General features: G+C 53.8%; 13 protein-coding genes. 9 read left to right on the top strand and 4 right to left on the bottom strand.

Translation table 11 applies throughout. The features are described 5' to 3' along the window. Nucleotides 1-253: 253 nt before the first annotated feature. The 4 genes from yedA to EAY64_RS10800 all read right to left on the bottom strand — a co-directional run bounded on the left by yedA (nucleotide 254) and on the right by EAY64_RS10800 (nucleotide 3,336). Nucleotides 254-1,129: a drug/metabolite exporter YedA gene (gene yedA, locus EAY64_RS10785; RefSeq protein ID WP_103524770.1), complete on the bottom strand. Its 876-nt coding sequence runs from the start codon at nucleotides 1,127-1,129 to the stop codon at nucleotides 254-256. 115 nt (nucleotides 1,130-1,244) lie between these two features. Next, entirely contained in the window at nucleotides 1,245-1,913 is a 669-nt protein-coding gene (tolQ, locus tag EAY64_RS10790) for a protein TolQ (protein ID WP_103524771.1), read from the bottom strand. 26 nt (nucleotides 1,914-1,939) lie between these two features. Continuing rightward, a complete protein-coding gene (tsaC, locus tag EAY64_RS10795; protein WP_226034330.1) occupies nucleotides 1,940-2,527 on the bottom strand; it encodes an L-threonylcarbamoyladenylate synthase type 1 TsaC in 588 nt (195 codons plus the stop codon). 80 nt (nucleotides 2,528-2,607) lie between these two features. Beyond that, entirely contained in the window at nucleotides 2,608-3,336 is a 729-nt protein-coding gene (locus EAY64_RS10800; protein ID WP_103524772.1) for a substrate-binding periplasmic protein, read from the bottom strand. A 213-nt stretch (nucleotides 3,337-3,549) separates the two neighbouring features. On the opposite strand from EAY64_RS10800, the gene EAY64_RS10805 reads away from it, so the two are divergent. From EAY64_RS10805 to EAY64_RS10845, 9 genes are all read left to right on the top strand, one after another. Beyond that, nucleotides 3,550-4,497 carry a KpsF/GutQ family sugar-phosphate isomerase gene (locus EAY64_RS10805; RefSeq protein ID WP_103524773.1) on the top strand — a complete coding sequence of 316 codons (948 nt, stop codon included), beginning with the start codon at nucleotides 3,550-3,552 and terminating at the stop codon, nucleotides 4,495-4,497. Beyond that, a complete protein-coding gene (locus EAY64_RS10810) occupies nucleotides 4,494-5,267 on the top strand; it encodes an ABC transporter permease (protein ID WP_103524774.1) in 774 nt (257 codons plus the stop codon). The genes EAY64_RS10805 and EAY64_RS10810 overlap by 4 nt, the downstream gene beginning before the upstream one ends. Beyond that, nucleotides 5,264-5,926, top strand: a complete 663-nt coding sequence (locus EAY64_RS10815) for an ABC transporter ATP-binding protein (protein ID WP_103524775.1) — start codon at nucleotides 5,264-5,266, stop codon at nucleotides 5,924-5,926. Before EAY64_RS10810 ends, EAY64_RS10815 begins: the two co-directional genes overlap by 4 nt. Beyond that, entirely contained in the window at nucleotides 5,919-7,034 is a 1,116-nt protein-coding gene (locus tag EAY64_RS10820) for a KpsE/RkpR family capsule polysaccharide export protein (protein WP_158604663.1), read from the top strand. Before EAY64_RS10815 ends, EAY64_RS10820 begins: the two co-directional genes overlap by 8 nt. Nucleotides 7,035-7,045: 11 nt before the next feature. Next, the gene (locus EAY64_RS10825; protein ID WP_103524777.1) at nucleotides 7,046-8,686 is read left to right on the top strand and encodes a polysaccharide biosynthesis/export family protein; all 1,641 of its coding nucleotides are present in this window, start codon (nucleotides 7,046-7,048) and stop codon (nucleotides 8,684-8,686) included. A 29-nt stretch (nucleotides 8,687-8,715) separates the two neighbouring features. Then, nucleotides 8,716-10,932, top strand: coding sequence for a capsular polysaccharide export protein, LipB/KpsS family (locus tag EAY64_RS10830; protein WP_103524778.1), 2,217 nt, complete (start codon nucleotides 8,716-8,718; stop codon nucleotides 10,930-10,932). Further along, nucleotides 10,932-11,537, top strand: a complete 606-nt coding sequence (locus tag EAY64_RS10835; RefSeq protein WP_103524779.1) for an acyltransferase — start codon at nucleotides 10,932-10,934, stop codon at nucleotides 11,535-11,537. Before EAY64_RS10830 ends, EAY64_RS10835 begins: the two co-directional genes overlap by 1 nt. Then, nucleotides 11,534-13,687 (top strand): capsule polysaccharide biogenesis protein, encoded by a 2,154-nt coding sequence (locus tag EAY64_RS10840; protein WP_103524780.1) that lies wholly within the window; start codon nucleotides 11,534-11,536, stop codon nucleotides 13,685-13,687. Before EAY64_RS10835 ends, EAY64_RS10840 begins: the two co-directional genes overlap by 4 nt. Nucleotides 13,688-13,852: 165 nt before the next feature. Beyond that, entirely contained in the window at nucleotides 13,853-15,244 is a 1,392-nt protein-coding gene (locus tag EAY64_RS10845; RefSeq protein WP_147456209.1) for a capsule polysaccharide biogenesis protein, read from the top strand. Nucleotides 15,245-15,398 lie beyond the last annotated feature (154 nt).

Below are 15,398 nucleotides of genomic sequence, written 5' to 3' on the forward strand. Positions count from 1 at the left end.
CCATTAATTGGTATTGAATTGGTAATAAATAACAAGCTAAACCGTGCAGAGCTTGCGGTATGAGCCGGCAGCTGCCGACGGCGGTGGCGTGGCCTGGTCCAGCAAATGGCCGTGCTGGCATTGCGCGGCCAGCGTGGCCAGAAAACCACAGCAACTGGTATGTGCTCGGACGCAGGCATGAAAAAAGGGCCGCTGCTTATGCACGGCCCTTTGCTAGTGAAGTGAAGCGGCCGCCACGGGCCGCAACAAGTGATCAGCGCTTGCGCCAGCTGATGAGAATGACCCCAGACAGGATGATGACCATGGCGATGATTTCCTGCTGGCCAACATGTTCACCCAGCAGCAATACCCCCAGCATCACCGCGATGATGGGGTTGACGTAGGCATAGCTGGTGGCTGCCGCCGGCGAAACAGTTTTCAGCAGATGCAGATAAGCGCTGTAGGCCAGCATGGAGCCGAAGATCGACAGATAGGCAATGGCTGCCCAGCCCTGCCATGACGGTGCGGCTGCCAGCCGTTCGCCCACCACAGTACTGCCCAGCAGCAGGGCCAGACCGCCAAAAATCATCATCCAGGCACTGCCCATCGGCCCCTTGGGTTGCACGATGACCCGGCTCCAGGCTGAACCCAGCGCCCAGCCGGCCGACGCAAACAGCAGCCAGAACGCCCCCAGCGGGCTGGCGCGCAGATTGGAACCCAGATTCAGTACCAGCATGCCCAGCATGCCCAGCGCGATACCCGCCCACTCACGCCGGGTGGCGCGCAGGCCAAAACAGAAACGGCCAAACAGCACGGTAAACAAGGGCACGGTGGCCACCACCAGCGCCGCCACCCCGGAGGACACCTGTTTTTCTGCCAGGGTGACAAAACCATTGCCGATGGCCGGCATCAACACCCCCAGAATGGCGGCCCCGCGCAGCTCCTGCCGGCTAGGCAGACGATGGCCACGCAGCAGCAGGAAAGCCAGCATCACGCTGCCGGCAAACAGAAAACGCAAGCCGGCCATCATGAAGGGCGGCCAGGACTCGATACCGATGCGTATGAAGAAATAGGTAGAGCCCCAGATCACATACAGGGCAAAGAAGGCTGACAGGGTCAGCATGGACAGCGAAGCGTGGCGGGAAGGCATGGCAGACTCGGGGATACTGGCCGCTTACCATGCCTTCCGCATGCAGAAAACTCAAGCCTTGCCGGGAAAATATCTGTTCTGCAGACAGAACAATCCCGGCCTTCTACCCTGCTGCCTAGCGGGTGGCCAGCCGCTGCAGGATGTTGGAAAACTCTTCCATATAGGTATCAAAGCGGGTAGCCAGCCGGTCGACATCGGTGGCAAAGCGGTTATAGGCCACCACCGCCGGGATGGCGGCGAACAGGCCGATGGCCGTGGCCACCAGTGCCTCGGCAATACCCGGCGCCACCGTGGACAAGGTGGCCTGGCCGGCATTACCCAGCCCGATAAAGGCATGCATGATGCCCCACACCGTGCCGAACAAGCCGACATAGGGACTGACCGACCCTACCGTCGCCAGAAAGGAAGTATGGCTGTCCAGTGCATCCAGCTCACGCTGGGCGGCAGCACGCATGGCACGGCGCGAGCCATCCATGATGTCGGACAGCTCGGCGCTGCTGCGACCGCGCAGCTTGAGGAATTCGGCGAAGCCAGACTGAAAGATGCGCTCCATGCCCACGGTGTCGTTACGCCGGTTGGCATCCTCGTACAGCCGGTTCAGGTCGGCCCCGCTCCAGAAATTGCGCTCGAACTCGTCACTGTGGCGTCGTGCCGCGCGCAGCACGGCAATCTTGTTGAAGATGAGCGCCCAGGACAGCACGGACACCACGGCCAGGCCGGCCATGACCAGCTGCACCACCAGACTGGCGTTCATCACCAGACTGAAAATGGAAATCTGCTGCACGATGTTTCCTTGTCTAAAAGCGCGGCCTAGCGCAAAACGCGGCCGCTGGCGAAATCGATGATGGTGGAAGGCTTTCTGCGCTTGCCGATACGGCCGGGCAGGGTCAAGACCCGCTCGCCAAAAGCCTGCCGGCAAGCACGGGCCGTCTTGAGCGAACGCTGACCGGCGCGGTTGGCCGAGGTCGACACCAGCGCCGTGCCCAGCGCCCGGCACAAGGCCGCAGCCTCGCCATGGGCGGTAATGCGCACGGCAAGCTGCGCATGGCGACCGCGCAAGGCCGGTGGCACTTGATGCGAGGCTGGCAACAAAAAGGTATAGGGACCGGGCCAGTAGCCGGCAAGTTCCGCCCATTGTGCCGCCGTCAGCGGCTGCACCAGATGGCGGATCTGGCTGACATCGGCAGCGATGACGATCAGGCCCTTGTGGTTCGGTCTGGCTTTCACCGCCAATACACGCCGGATGGCGCGCGCATCCTCGGGCAGACAGCCCAGGCCAAAACAGGACTCAGTGGAATAGGCAATCACGCCACCCGCTCGCAAGCGCGCAGCTGCCTGCTGCATCAGGCCGGCCTTGGGCAAGCGGCGACGGGACAACCGCAATGGCAGGTGGGACATCGGCGAACAAACCACAAAAAACAGAAGCTGCCATTGTAGCGGCAGCGTCCCCTGCGGCGAAACCGCGATCTGCTGCGATTTCAGTCTTTCTGGTTAAGATATTTGGCATTGATGCGCGCCAGCGTACCGTCGTGCTGCATGCCACGCAGCAATTCATTCAACTGCTGCACCTGGCTGTCCGGCATGGCCGGATTGCAGGCCAGATACAGCAAGGTGGTATTGAAGGTCAGCACGGGTTTGAGCTGACTGACCTTTTCCCGCGCCAGCAAGGAAGCACCCAGGTATTTGCCCGTGGCCCAGAAATCAATGCGACCGGCCAGCAGCTTTTTGACATTGAGCTGGTCGGTGTTGGCCAGATCCACATCAAAGCCACGGTCGATCAGGTATTGCGAGATGGCATCGCCGCTATAACCGCCGATCTTGAAGCTGCGCGCTTCTTCCAGAGACAGGATGGCATGCCGGTTGTCGGCACGGGCGTACAGCACCCAGGGGTTTTCCACCAGCGGGCCTATCCACTTGAACTGATGCTCGCGGCTATCGGTACGGGTGGTGGAGTAAAGACAGGTATTGGCTTCCAGCACCGTCAGATTGAACGCGCGTATCCACGGTAGCAAGCTGATGCCATAACTGACGCCAGCGCGTCGGAACAGCTCCTGCACGATGTCGGTGGACAATCCACTGATGTGGCCGCCCGTCCCCATCATGTTGAAGGGCGGGTAATCCTCGGTCAGCACCTTGAGCGGAGGGGCTGCCTGGGCCAACTGGCTGCACAACAGCAGCAGGCTGGCTAGATGAAGTTGGATGCGCATATTACCCCTCCCGAAACAACACAGGAATCATACCTGCGCCCTCAGTTCACCTTAGCCAAGGATGTGGACTTACGCTATCTGGTGCTTGTGTTGGCAAGAAATAGAGGTGAATGACAGCAGACTGATCCTCCCAAATGGCATGACCAGTCTGATAGATCACGAGTCAGACTAGCCCTAAAGTGAAGGCTTCGCATCATCAGAAAAGTGGCACCCATGCCCGACAGCGTGCAAATAGGTGCAAATGTATTCTTGCAGCAGGGACATGCCCTGCTTAAACAGGCCGAGAGTCTGTCAGTGGATTTCGAGCAGGCCGTCCAATTGATTGCTGCCACACAAGGCAAGCTGGTGGTCTGTGGCATGGGAAAATCTGGCATCATCGGCCGCAAGATTGCCGCCACCCTGGCCTCCACCGGTAGCCCCAGCTTTTTTGTTCACCCTGCAGAAGCTTTTCATGGCGACCTGGGCATGATTACTGCCCAGGACAGTGTGCTATTGCTGTCCTACAGTGGTGAAACCGATGAAGTCCGGAGGCTGCTCCCACACTTGCAACAGCTTGGCGTACCAGTCATCGCCATCACGGCGGTGGCTGTGTCTACACTGGCCACTGCCGCCGATCTGACGCTCCATGTCGATGTTCCCCGCGAGTGCTGCCCGAATAATCTGGCCCCCACCACCTCCACCACCATGATGCTGGTGATGGGAGATGCCCTCGCCATGGCGCTCATGACAAAGCGGGCATTTCAGCCAGAAGACTTCGCCCGACGACATCCCGGCGGATCGCTGGGAAAAAAACTGTTGACCCGGGTAGGCGACGTGATGCACCGGCACCCTCCCAGCTGCGCACTGTCGGCACCCTTCCGCACCATCGTCAACACGATGACACACGGCCAGTTGGGACTATCTCTAGTCGTAGACGAGGCACAAAAGACGCTGGGCATCATTACAGATGGCGATCTGCGTCGAGCCATGGAACAGCATGAAGCACTCGGCCAGTTGCAGGCGCACCAGTTAATGACACCCGACCCACTCACCATTCCGCAGGACGCGCCATTAGGTGCAGCCCAAGAAAAAATGGCACGTCACCAAGTCACCGCGCTGGTGGCAATCAACCCTCAGCACGTAGCAACAGGGGTCATCAGGCTGCTTGACCTGTGCACATGAAACCGCAACTGGACCTGATCCGCCGCACCGTGCTGGCGTTGTTTCTGCGGGAAATGAAAACCCGTTTTGGCAAATACCGGCTGGGCTATCTGTGGTGTCTGCTGGAGCCGTTGGCGCATATAAGCATCTTGCTGCTGCTATTTGGCTACATCATGCACCGTAGTATTCCTTCCATTCCGTTTCCACTGTTTCTGTTGTGCGGAGTGCTGCCATTTCTGATGTTCAACCAGATCGTCTCCCGCTCCCTCAATGCACTTGATGCCAATCAGGGCCTGCTCAGCTACCGCCCGGTGCAAGCCATCGATCTGATATTGGCACGCACTCTGCTGGAGGGTGTCATTGGTACGGCAGTCTTCTTGCTGCTATTGCTGTGTTTGGCACTAGCCGGACAGAACATTGCACTGGATCAGCTCCCTGCACTGTGTGGCTACTGGTTGTTGCTCTTGCTCTTCAGTTTCAGTCTGGGCCTGCTGTTCATGCTGCTTGGCCATGCTTATCCAGAAAGTGAAAAGCTCATTCCGCTACTGATCAAGCCACTGTATTTCCTCAGCGGGGTGATGTTCCCTCTGGCACTGGTGCCTGCACCATATCAGGCCTATTTACTGTGGAATCCACTTGCACATGCGTTGGAACTAATCCGCCACGCTCTGGTGACATCCTATCCGGCAGACCATGTCCATGGCAGCTATCTGCTGCTGTGGACCCTTGGCCTGCTGTTTTTCAGCCTGCTGTTTTACAAAGGCCGGGCCAATGCCCTGCGGCGCTCATGATCCGTTTCGAGAACCTTTGCAAATCGTATAAGACTCCTGCCGGCCGGCATTACTTGTTCCGACAGGTCAATCTGGAAATTCCCTCTGGCAAAAGCGTTGCCCTGCTCGGGCGTAATGGTGCCGGCAAATCCACTCTGCTGCGGCTGATCGGCGGTATGGATCGCCCAGATCATGGGCGCATTCACAGCAATAAATCTATTTCTTGGCCAGTCGGCTTATCCACTGGCTTCCAAGGCAGCATGAGTGGTCGGGAAAACGTCAAGTTCGTGGCACGGCTATATGCCAAACCACATGAATTGGCTGCCAAGGTAGGTTTTGTAGAAGAGTTTGCCGAATTGGGGCGTTACTTCGACATGCCACTCAAAAGCTACTCTTCCGGCATGCGCTCACGCCTGGGCTTCGGACTATCCATGGCTTTCGATTTCGATTACTACCTGCTGGATGAAATCACCGCGGTGGGCGATGCCGTATTCCGACAGAAAAGCGCCGCACTGATCCAACAGCGCCGCCAGCACAGCCAATTCATTTTTGTCTCACACAATTTCGAGCAACTACGCCAGTTCTGTGATGTCGCCCTGCTGCTAGATAGCCAGGGCCTGCGCTACTTCGATGATGTTGACCTCGGCATCGCACAATACCGGGCAGAGAACCATGTCTGACACGCCAGCGCTGCTGCTGCGCTTGCGTGGCAAATCCCTGACGCTGTGGTGCATCGTCCTGCCACTGACATTACTTGGTGTGTATCTGCTGCTGGCACAGCCACGCTATGTCAGCGAATCTCGCATCGTGGTGAAACAAGCGGGCCAAGCCAGTAATGCAGAACTGACGCTGGGCAGCCTCATCGGCAGTAGCTTCAGTAATAGCACCCTGCGCGACGATGCAATGCTACTGCAAGAATATCTGCTATCACCGGACATGCTGTACCTGGTCCAACAGCAGTTCAACTTGCACCATGCCTTTGGTAACGCCGGTGTGGATTGGTTCTACCAATTGCCGGCCGATGCAAGCAGGGAACAACTGCTGGACTACTACCGCCATCGGCTCAGCCTGCGCTTTGACGACAAGACCGGCATGCTGATCGTGCGCAGCGAAGGCTTCACGCCTGCCGCAGCCAAACATTTGAACCAAATCCTGCTTAAGGAAAGCGGACGCTTCCTCAACGAGCTTTCCCACAAGATTGCACGCGAAGAAATGCAGTTCGCCCGCCAGGAAACCGACCATGCCTATCTAGCGCTGGGCCAGGCGCGTGAACGACTACTCCGCTTTCAGAACCAGCACCGGGTCATCAACCCGATAGAGCAAGGCTTGGCGGCCAGCCGCATGATCGCCGAAATGGAAACCCGCCAGGCACAACAAGAAGCAGAACTAGACAATCTGCAACGCTACCTGCAGGCAGATGCTCCCCAGATCGAAGCCGCGCGGCATGCCCTGAGCGCATTGAAACAACAAATCGAAAAGGAAAAAGCCAAGCTCAGCGCCCCCTCCGGTGATCGCCTAAACCGCACCACTGCTGAATATACCGAACTCAAGGGACGACTCGACTTTGCCACCGATCTCTACAAGCTAGCACTCAACAGTCTGGAAAAAGCCCGGGTCGATAGTGGCCGCAACATCAAAAGCCTGGCAGTTATTGCCACTCCCAGCCTTGCAGAAGAGGCCGAATATCCGCAGCGCGGGTGGTGGCTGATCAGCGCCGCACTGGTACTGCTACTGCTGTGCGGCACGCTAAAACTGGCCATCGCCATCATTGAAGACCATTACACCTAGGCAACACACTCATGCGCATCTCATCCCAACACGCACGGACAACTGCGCTGCCCACAAGCCTCGCGCTACTGCTCGGTCTGGCATGGCTGGCCTCTGGAGCAGCAGCCTTGGCCGCGACCAGTGTTGAAAACGCTGCTACTGCTCAAGCAGCCACGGTTTATCCGGGAAAAGCAACTTCCAACATGTTTGGAGCGCAATTATTCGACGGCCATTTTAGCCAGATACAAAGCAGCGGCTTCAATCCAGACTACCGGATCAGCCTGGGTGACCGCATCAATCTGCGCCTGTGGGGGGCATTTCCCTACGACGGCCAATTGCCAGTCGATCCACAAGGCAATATTTTCATCCCCAATGTTGGCCCAGTCGCAGTGGCTGGCGTACGCAATGCCGAACTGAACTCACACATCAACCAACAACTCGGCAAAGTGTATAAATCCAATGTGCGCATGTACGCCAGTCTGGATACGGCCCAGCCGGTCAAGGTCTTCGTTACAGGCTACGTCAAACAACCTGGTCTCTATGGCGGCCTGGCGGCCGACAGCCCACTCAGCTATCTGGACAAGGCCGGCGGCGTTGACAGCGCCAGAGGCAGTTACGTGGATATTCGCATCTTGCGCGCCGGACAATTGCGACTGCAGATCGATCTCTACCGCTTCCTGCTGGACGGACAACTGGATGTTACCCAGTTTGCCGATGGTGACGTGATCGTCGTAGGACCGCGTCAGCATACTTTCGCCATGCGTGGCGAGGTGTACAACGCCTATGACTTCGAATTTCCCCATCCCAGCATCACGCTGCAGCAGGCTCTGGCCATGGCCAGGCCAAAACCTGGCGCCACCCACGTCAGCATTGTGCGTGGCCAGGGTAGCGCGCGCCGCAGCGAATACCACGCACTGGCTGCCATCGATGGGCTGCAACTGGAAGACGGCGACCAGCTAACCGTCACCGCCGACCGCTATGCCGGCACAATCCAGATCCGCGTGGAAGGAGCTCACTCCGGCGAACATGCCATCGTTCTTCCCTATAGTGCCAGTATGGCCGACATCCTTGTCCAACTGCGTGGCAACCGCATGTCGCAAACCAGTGCGCTACAACTGTTTCGCCATTCCGTCGCTCAACGACAAAAGGAAATGCTAGACGTCGCGCTCAACAAACTACAGGAAAGCGCACTCTCCGCCCGTTCTGCAACCAAGGAAGAAGCCGATTTACGCAGCAAGGAGGCCGAGCTGATCAGCAAATTCGTCGAGCAGGCAAGGAAGGTCACCCCCAAGGGGCAAGTGATTCTGAATGAAGAGAATCTCAGCAGCACCCTGCTGGAAGATGGCGACATCATTCGCATCCCTGAAAAGAGCAGTGTGGTGCAGGTACATGGCGAGGTGCTGTTTCCCAATGCACTGAGTTGGCAGCACGGCCTGAGCGCAACTGACTATATCAAACGCGCTGGCGGTTTCATGCAAAAGTCGGACGATTCTCGCATCGTGATTATGAGACAAAGCGGTGCAGTCATTACAGAACGCAACCCACCCATTCTTGCCGGCGATGAAATAATGGTATTACCCAAAATAGAAGCAAAGAACATTGAGATAACGCGTGGAATAACCCAGATTTTGTATCAAATTGCTGTTTCTGCCAAAGTAATATTTTCATTTTAAAATTTATACATTTATTTTCGGTAATAAATATGAAGCCTTTTCAATTAAAAACAAATCACACATCAACCATGCTTGAAGTGATCATTCCATTCCGCTGGACTGACAAACGTCCAGATTTGTTAGAGAGACTAAATTACCCATTAATGGACACGCAGCGGCCAAATTCTGTCCACTTCACCATAGCAGATGATGGCTCACCGAATCATATACGCCTGGAACTAGAAAAATTATGTCAACGCTACGGATATAACTATCTGCACATTGAAAGTGAGCTTGACCCCGTCTGCATGAGTAGAGCACGCAATATTGGAGCATGTGCCATTCCATCTGAATTCATCATGTTTCAAGATGTCGACTTAATGCCTTACGATGGATTTTATCGCGATGTGCTCAATGAAATACAAATACAAAACTTAACCAATAATGCATCTCTTTTCTTGATGTTTGGTGTCATCTATCTTACACAACCCGCCACCGAGCTTTATCACATCACTCCCAGCCATCTGCGCAAGAATTTGTTTATTCAACACCTACTTAACGAGAACACCAACCACATAGAAAAATTCTCTACCGGCACATCCGTGACTGTATTCAACCGAAATTATTACCTATCACGGGGTGGTTATGATGAAGATTTCATAGAATGGGGTTATGAAGATATCGAATTCAACACACGCTGCATTCGTGCGTCGCGCTACTTCCCCCTTCCGGAAAACTTCTTGACCGACAATCAATCATTTCGTCACATCAACCGCTATCAAGGCTGGAAAAGTATTTATAGGCTTTTTGGCGACATTACCTTTCAGAAAGGAATTGTTTTATTTCACTCCTGGCATGCCATTGATGACCATTCCGGCTACATGAAACGGAAAGCCATAAATAAGAAATTATTTGAAGAGAAAGTAAGGAAATTTAGTTCACGAGGAGAAGAACCCCCTCCTCTTGCCGCACTAGACAAGGGAAAGACATTATGTTTTTCCTTAACAAACCCATTTATTTACAATAGGAAAACTGCTCCTTTTTTTGGAGAAATTTTCTGCGAAGACGAAAAAAACTTCACCGCAAGCACATTAATATCATATATTAAAAAACACAAGATAACCCGAGTACTTTTCCACAACCCTTATGCAAACGAACATCGCCAGGAATTATTTGAAACCATAAAGAATAATAATATTTCATTTTTAATTGCCGAGCGAGGCGCATTACGTAATTCGATCTTTTTTGATGACACTGGCTTCAATGCAGACAGTGCAAGATTCAGCGAGGAAATCTGGAACAAACCCATCTCGGAAAACGAAAAAAATTTCATTAGTAATTATATTATTGAAGAAAAAACACTAGACGAATCACTAGAAAAACAGCCTGCACTACTAGGCATAGAAGCAACAAGAAAAAAATTAATGTTGCCAAGACATAAAAAAATAATTTTCATTCCACTACAAAGACCAAGCGATACGGTTATAACCCATTTCTGTAAAAATATAGGTGGATATAATGGATTTATTGATCTTGTCAGAGGTGCGATGAATCGGCTCCACGATGAATATGTTTTTGTTATCAAGAAACACCCTCTCGAGGATGAAACCCCTGACCTGCCTGGCGCTGTTTTCGCAAATAACATCAATATCAAGGATTTGCTTGCCATCAGTTCAGCAGTGCTTCTCATCAACTCGGGGGTTGGGATTCTCGCCATGCTCTATGAAAAGCCGATCTTACTAGCCGGCGAGGCATTTTATGGCTCTCCACTACTGAATCATCAAGTCACAACCATTAATGATATTGAAAATGGACTGAGACATTTCCAACCACGCCAAGAAGTCACTTTACGATTCCTGAAATACTTGATCATGGATTATTATTCATTTGGCTATTTCCAAACCCGTGAAATACCATGGCAAGGAACTGGCCGCATGACCATTACAACCTCTATTGATTTTTACCAAATAAGAATACCAGGACAAACCGGGATCAATTATTACCCGCAAGAAAAAACCGTCCCGCAAAGTTCAATTTTATTTGATCGCCACCGCACCCCAAAACCAGCTCAATCGCAGCCCATTACAACAGAAAAGCAAAGCATTAATATTCAACCCAAAAAAAATGGGACAGAAATGGAAAAAGCAATGGCCAAGCCCCTACAATCTACCCGCGAGCGTAAGATAAAAAAATTACGCGAAGACCCTCGATCATTCTTATTAGACTCTCGCTATCGTCTGCTTAACCTACTTGGCAAAATACTCTGATGGCAAATATTTCAATGCTTGGCTTTGGCAATGAGCTTCACAGCGCAACGGCGTTGGATAATCAACCAAGCCTACGTATTCAAACCAAAGGAAATAATAATAAAATTATTATTGGTCGTGAATGTAAACTAAACGAATTAAACATCCAAATTGAAAGCAATGGAAACATGCTACACATTGGGGATTCGTGCCGACTAAAAGGCAGCTTTATCATGAAAATTGCGGACGGCAATCAAATAAAGATAGGAGATGATTGCACCATAGGCGGAGCTAATTTGATATGTGGAGAGGGAAGCCGCATTATTATTGGTACAGACTGCATGCTGTCCTGGGGAATTGAAATACGTTCAACAGACTCTCACGCAATTTTTCAATCCAGTGACGGGAAGCGGATTAATCCTGCAGCCGATATTCATGTGGAAAACCATGTCTGGATTGGCGCACACTGCACCATACTCAAAGGAAGCCATATCGGAAGCAACTGTGTTGTGGGGATTCACTCTCTGGTATGCGACAGCTTTCCCGATAGTGGTCAGGTCATAGCCGGTATTCCTGCCCGCGCTATTCGACAAGGCATCAACTGGGACAGACGCTTGCTGGGATGAGCCAAAACACATATCGCTACGGTGATAATATCGCCATCCGCTCATGGCGCTTGTTCAATTTGCCGGGGTTGGAAACACTGCTACAGCGCCCTTGTCATTGGTACCCTCTGGGTTGCTACCACAAGCCAAAGCAGCGCATCTGGGCAGGCTGGGGGCATAAACCGGCAACTAAGTCGCTACGCCGGCATGCCCAGTACAGTGATGGGCTCTATCTGGCACTGGAGGACGGTTTCATCCGCTCACTGGGACTGGGTGTGCAGGGTTCCCCCCCCTGGTCCATCGTGGTGGATGATCTTGGTATTTACTATGACGCCAGCCAACCGTCCCGGCTGGAGGTTCTGATCAGGCAATTGATCGCCGACGGCGTGAGCACTGCCGAGCCGGAACGACAAGTGGCCGCACAAGCTCTGCTAGATGATGCCGGCCGTGGCATAGACTTGTTAATGGCTTACCGCTTATCCAAATACAACCACGCACCAGACTTCGCACCACCAAAGGCCTGGCAGCACGATGCGGTACTGGTGGTCGATCAGACCGTGGGCGATATGTCCGTACTTTATGGCAATGCTGATGCCGACACTTTCCGGCAAATGTTGCGTGCCGCCATGCAGGAAAACCCGACCAAGCAGATCTGGGTAAAAACACATCCAGATGTATTGTGCGGCAAGAAGCAGGGCTATCTTACCCGGCTAGTCGGAATGGAGGAGCGCGTAAAGCTGCTAGGCGTTGATGCCAACCCACTTACGCTACTGCCACATGTTTCGCAGGTTTACACCGTCTGTTCCCAACTGGGCTTTGAAGCCCTGCTATGTGGAAAACCAGTCATTACCTTCGGCCAACCTTGGTACGCCGGCTGGGGTCTGAGCGATGATCGTCATTCTTTGGCTGCCGATCTGGCCCAACGACGGGGAGCGGCAACGCTGCAGCAATTGTTCGCTGCAGCCTATCTGCAATACTGCCGGTACCTGCATCCGGGCAGCGGAGGACCAGGCACGCTGTTCGATGTCATTCAACACCTGCGTCGCCAGAAAACTATCAATGATCGCCTACGCGGGGAATTGGTCTGCATCGGCATGAGCTGGTGGAAGCGGGCAGTGCTTACACCCTTTTTGCAATTGCCTTCCTGCAAGCTGCGCTTTGTGGGCTCTGCCACGGCACTGCGACACTCTTCCGCTACGCCGGTACGCAAGATTGCCCTATGGGGCAGCGGCCAGCCCGCTGCACTGCAATTGGCACAAGAGCGGGGCTGGCCGGTGCTGCGGATAGAAGATGGCTTCATCCGCTCAGTGGGTTTGGGTTCGAACCTGACTCCGCCCCTATCACTGGTACTGGATGATGAAGGCATTTATTTCGACCCGCGTCAGCCCTCTCGCCTGGAAACACTACTGGCTACACAGCAGTTTGAAGACATGGATCTGGTAGAAGCAGAAGCACTACGGGCACAACTGCTCGGCGCCGGGCTAGGCAAATACAATGTTGGTCAGGATGCATTACAGCTCCCCCTACCCAGGCCCGCTGTCGTCATTCTGGTGGTAGGGCAAGTGGAAGACGATGCCTCGATTCTTACCGGCTCACCATGGATACATACTAATCTTGATCTGCTCAAAGCGGTACGGCGGGCATACCCAACAGCGTTCATCGTTTACAAACCACATCCCGATGTAGTCAGTGGCAACCGCATTGGCAGCATCGCGACTGAAGACAGCGCCGGCTTGGCTGACATGGTCACGACACAGTGCGATATGCATCTCTGTTTACAACAGGTGGACGAAGTACACACCATGACCTCGCTCACGGGTTTTGAAGCATTGCTGCGCGGCAAGCATGTGGTTTGCTACGGTCTGCCTTTTTATGCCGGGTGGGGTCTGACTGAGGATGTGTTTGCCCATGTTCCACTGGCAAGTGGCGCGATTCATCCAGCCTGGAAACGTCGCTCCAGACGCCTGGTACTGAAGGAGTTGATTGCCGCCAGCCTATTGCTCTATCCCTGTTATATCGATCCCGTCAGTGGTAATGCCATCTCAGCCAGCCAGGCAGCCACTCTGCTTTCCTGCCAGAAGGTCGACAAAACCACGACCCGCCTGCATGACAATTGGCTTTCCAAACAACTGGGCAAGCTACGCATGCTCTGGCGCAGTGTCATGCACTGACTAAGTGCCGGCATATCTTGCAGCTGACTGATGTCTATCGCCGTGCATCCAGGATATTTCCGGCATGCCAACCAGTATCCGGTAACAGATTCATTCTGCATTTTCGGTTGTACTTAAGCTGCCAGAGGCAGCAAGACACATGTCACTGGCAAGGTATCCGAAACCGTGCAGGAGCCGCATTTGCCGCCCAACAATTTATCACGATCCCGCCCGATGATACCGCCGGACTCCACCGGCACAGGATGGGAGACTTTTTCCTCACTTTCGGCAGCACATACTCCTGCACTACAAGCCCTGCTCAGACACAGGAGCATATTGCTGCTGCAAGGGCCAATGGGCATTTTCTTTTACCAGTTCAGTCGTTGGTTGCAACAACGCAAATACATGGTTTACCGCGTGTTATTCAATGGTGGTGACTGGCTTTTTTATCGGAGCGGGCAAGCAGAACATTACCGCGGCAAGCCCGAAGAGTTTGCCATCTGGCTACACGCCTACCTGGCCAAACGAGGCATCGAGGCCATCGTCTGCTTCGAAGACTGTCGCCAATATCACCAGGTCGCAGCGGCAATTGCTGAACAGTGCAATATGGCATTCTTTGTATTTGAAGAAGGCTACCTGCGCCCGGATTACATCACACTGGAACAAGACGGTGTAAATGCACGCTCATCGCTAGCTAGATATTCCGATTTGCTGTCGACTCCTGTTCCAAACACACTTCTTCCGGCCAAACCGGTTAAAGCATCTTATTCGCGCATGGCGATGTCGGCGGTAGCGTATTACAGCGCCTGCTGGCTGTTGCATTGGCGCTATCCGCATTACATACACCACAAACCACTCCAACCAATACCTGAAGCATGGCGATGGATACGCTCTGGGCTGCGCAAAATGCTTTATGTTCTTACAGAATACCGGCTACGTAGGGACATGCTGAATCTGCGGCAGAACCGATTCTTTCTGGTCGCCCTGCAAGTATTCAATGATAGTCAGGTGCTGCATCACAGCAGCTACGATGATGTGCGCGAGTTCATTATCCAGATCATCACGTCCTTTGCCGGCCATGCAGCACACGATCACCACCTGCTGCTGAAACACCACCCGATGGATAGGGGGCACCGGCATTATCAGCAACTGATACAACAGGTCGCGCAACAGCAAGGCGTCAGCCACCGTGTGCATTATCTGCATGATGCCCATCTGCCATCACTGCTCAAAGCCAGTCGAGGAGTAATTACCATCAACAGTACAGTCGGTCTGTCGGCCCTGTATCACGGTAAACCAGTCATCACGCTGGGTAGCGCGCTGTATGACATAGCTGGGCTGACCGCGCAGTGCCCACTAGCTGCATTCTGGCAGTGCACGCCGACACCAGATCCACAGCGCTATCAGCAGTTACGCCTATCATTGCTACACCATACCCAGCTCAATGGCTCTTTTTATGGTCAGTGCCACTGGATGGCTCCCCAGACAGGCTCCGCCCCTGCATCATCTCGTCATCGTGTCAGATTCATTCTCACCATGCTGATGGTAATGGCCTGCCAGTTGCTGTGGCCGACCTGAAACCTGCGCATGCCAGGCACAGCAGCGCATGGCCGGGGTTTCGCTGTTGAAGCGGGCCAGCCAGTAGCCGACGCGCCGCCAGCAGCGGCGCTCGTGTCGAATGAAACGCAGCAGGGCATGGCCCCAACTGTCGGGCTCCGGGGATGTGGCGTTT

Origin of the sequence: Aquitalea palustris, from assembly GCF_003693445.1 — a bacterium.
GTDB classification, from domain to species: Bacteria; Pseudomonadota; Gammaproteobacteria; order Burkholderiales; family Chromobacteriaceae; genus Aquitalea; species Aquitalea palustris.

Excerpts from the sequence above, each read along its gene's own strand:
- EAY64_RS10805 (WP_103524773.1), top strand. The coding sequence starts at position 3,550 with ATGCCCGACAGCGTGCAAATAGGTGCAAATGTATTCTTGCAGCAGGGA.
- EAY64_RS10835 (WP_103524779.1), top strand. The coding sequence starts at position 10,932 with ATGGCAAATATTTCAATGCTTGGCTTTGGCAATGAGCTTCACAGCGCA.
- EAY64_RS10810 (WP_103524774.1), top strand. The coding sequence starts at position 4,494 with ATGAAACCGCAACTGGACCTGATCCGCCGCACCGTGCTGGCGTTGTTT.
- EAY64_RS10815 (WP_103524775.1), top strand. The coding sequence starts at position 5,264 with ATGATCCGTTTCGAGAACCTTTGCAAATCGTATAAGACTCCTGCCGGC.
- EAY64_RS10840 (WP_103524780.1), top strand. The coding sequence starts at position 11,534 with ATGAGCCAAAACACATATCGCTACGGTGATAATATCGCCATCCGCTCA.
- EAY64_RS10825 (WP_103524777.1), top strand. The coding sequence starts at position 7,046 with ATGCGCATCTCATCCCAACACGCACGGACAACTGCGCTGCCCACAAGC.
- EAY64_RS10800 (WP_103524772.1), bottom strand. The coding sequence starts at position 3,336 with ATGCGCATCCAACTTCATCTAGCCAGCCTGCTGCTGTTGTGCAGCCAG.
- yedA (WP_103524770.1), bottom strand. The coding sequence starts at position 1,129 with ATGCCTTCCCGCCACGCTTCGCTGTCCATGCTGACCCTGTCAGCCTTC.
- tsaC (WP_226034330.1), bottom strand. The coding sequence starts at position 2,527 with ATGTCCCACCTGCCATTGCGGTTGTCCCGTCGCCGCTTGCCCAAGGCC.
- EAY64_RS10820 (WP_158604663.1), top strand. The coding sequence starts at position 5,919 with ATGTCTGACACGCCAGCGCTGCTGCTGCGCTTGCGTGGCAAATCCCTG.
- EAY64_RS10830 (WP_103524778.1), top strand. The coding sequence starts at position 8,716 with ATGAAGCCTTTTCAATTAAAAACAAATCACACATCAACCATGCTTGAA.